At 41.7% G+C, this 1878-nt stretch carries 2 protein-coding genes; one reads left to right on the top strand and one right to left on the bottom strand.

Going from position 1 to position 1878, the window contains the following annotated elements; all coding sequences use genetic code 11:
• Window positions 1–318: 318 nt before the first annotated feature.
• On the bottom strand, window positions 319–1407 hold the full coding sequence (locus tag QZX97_RS09355; protein WP_295664592.1) for an NHL repeat-containing protein: 1089 nt from the start codon (window positions 1405–1407) through the stop codon (window positions 319–321).
• A gap of 290 nt (window positions 1408–1697) precedes the next feature.
• Here QZX97_RS09355 and QZX97_RS09350 point away from each other — a divergent pair.
• The coding region (locus QZX97_RS09350; RefSeq protein WP_295664591.1) for a hypothetical protein at window positions 1698–1878 on the top strand (181 nt) is incomplete at its 3' end.

The raw sequence follows: 1878 nt of genomic DNA, 5'->3' as shown, positions 1-1878 counted from the left end.
TTCCTGCGCGACCCACTTCTGGTTGGTTCGATATTAAATATCGCTTATATACTACTGATCCAAACTTATTCGTAGGCGCGGTAAATAATTCCCAACCCCGCGTTGCACCGGTAAATGGTCGGTGATTAAAGATGTATGTAATTAATGCAGTAACGCTTTTTAGTGCTGGTAGTTTGGTTGCATCATTTGCCCCGTATTTAAGAAAATCGAAAACCGACCTAATCCCAGGCCGGTTTTCAAATCAACCAATTAACTATAGAACTGTATTGGGGTCTACCGGGTAACATGGGCTTTTTTAAAAATCCAATAGACAAAGCACTATTTCAGACTAATTTTCCGCAACTCGTTATTGTACTCGTCAGCCACATAAACATTGCCGCTAGCATCAACTGCAAGTCCAATGGGTTGATAAAAAGTGGCTGAAGTAGCCGGACCGTCAGTTGAACCCTGAGCACCCGTTCCGGCATAGGTAGTTACTGTGCCATCTGTTGCAATTTTGCGTATAGTATTATTTCTGAGTTCGGCGACAAATAAATTGCCGGAACTATCAAAAGTCAGCCCGCAAGGAAAGTAAAATGTAGAACTCAGCGCAGTACCATTAGTTAAGCCCTGCGTTCCTGTACCTGCGAATGTTGAGACGGTACCGGTAGATATCGTTATTTTGCGAATGCGATTGTTAACGATGTCGCCTACATACAGATCGCCATTGGCATCTAAAGCCAACCCATAAGGGCTGCTGAATTGAGCGTTGGCAACAGGGCCATCTTTAAAGCCGCGTATGCCGGTTCCGGCGTAAGTTGTAACTTGTTTTGTGTTGATATTAATTTTACGAATAGTATTGTTATTATCGGCGACGTAAAGGTTTCCGTTACCATCTGCTACAATACCTTCAGGGTGGAAAAAAGTTGCTGCAGTACCTATACCGTCATTTGCTCCCTGAGCGCCGCTTCCTGCAATGGTTACAACAGTACCTGCCGTTGTTATTTCACGTATTGCATTATTTTCTTCATCTGCAATAAACAGGTTGCCTGCTTTATCAAATGTCAAATTTGCTGTTCCGTTAAAAACTGCAGACGCAAGCGGGCCATCGGTGAAGCCAGGCGTTACTGTTCCCGCATACCGGGTAACGGCACCTGTACTGACGTTTACTTTGCGTATCAGGTTGTTGGCCCAGTCGCCAACATACAATGTGCCATCGCTACTAAAAATTAAACCCGAAAGGTTTTTGAAGCTCGAGGCAATACCGGTACCGTCAAGGCTTCCAGCCGTTGTTGAACCCGCAAGCGTTGTTACCGTAAGTACTTTTGGAGTTATGGGTGTTACTTCTTTTTTTGATTTTGAACATGAAGTAAAGCCGGCAGCCGCGATGAGCAAGCAAGCCCCAAATTTGATGTGTAAATTTTTCATTGCTGGTTAGATTGAATTTTATTTATTAACTTTTGTAAGCCATTAATTGTCAAATATTTGTTACTAAAATAGTTGTTTAATGAGGGGGCGTTTGACTCTTTATATCAACCTGCATAAATACTTGACCAGTGGACATAAATACTTGACGTACAGCATTTGACACCCTGAATAATGATTGTAAATTGCCAAACCTTAAGTTAATGCCAATAATTTATCAGCATATGCCACACTGGTTTAATAAACAGAACTTATATTATTTACTTACCTGGATGGTAGCATCTTTTATAATCATGCTGATAAGCTACAATCCCAATACGCGGTGGGTGCCACAGTGGTTAGGACATATGGCTATTACCGGCTCAACATTGCCGGTATGTTACTATACAGCAAAAGTGCTTACACCCAGGTATTTATATGTCAGAAAGGTTGGGTCTTTTATCGGTTATATCCTGTTTTTTGCTTTTATGAATT

The organism is uncultured Mucilaginibacter sp. (assembly GCF_903893715.1).
Lineage (GTDB): Bacteria > Bacteroidota > Bacteroidia > Sphingobacteriales > Sphingobacteriaceae > Mucilaginibacter.
Note: the sequence above shows the minus strand (reverse complement) of the source record. Positions and strands in the feature narration are given on the sequence as shown.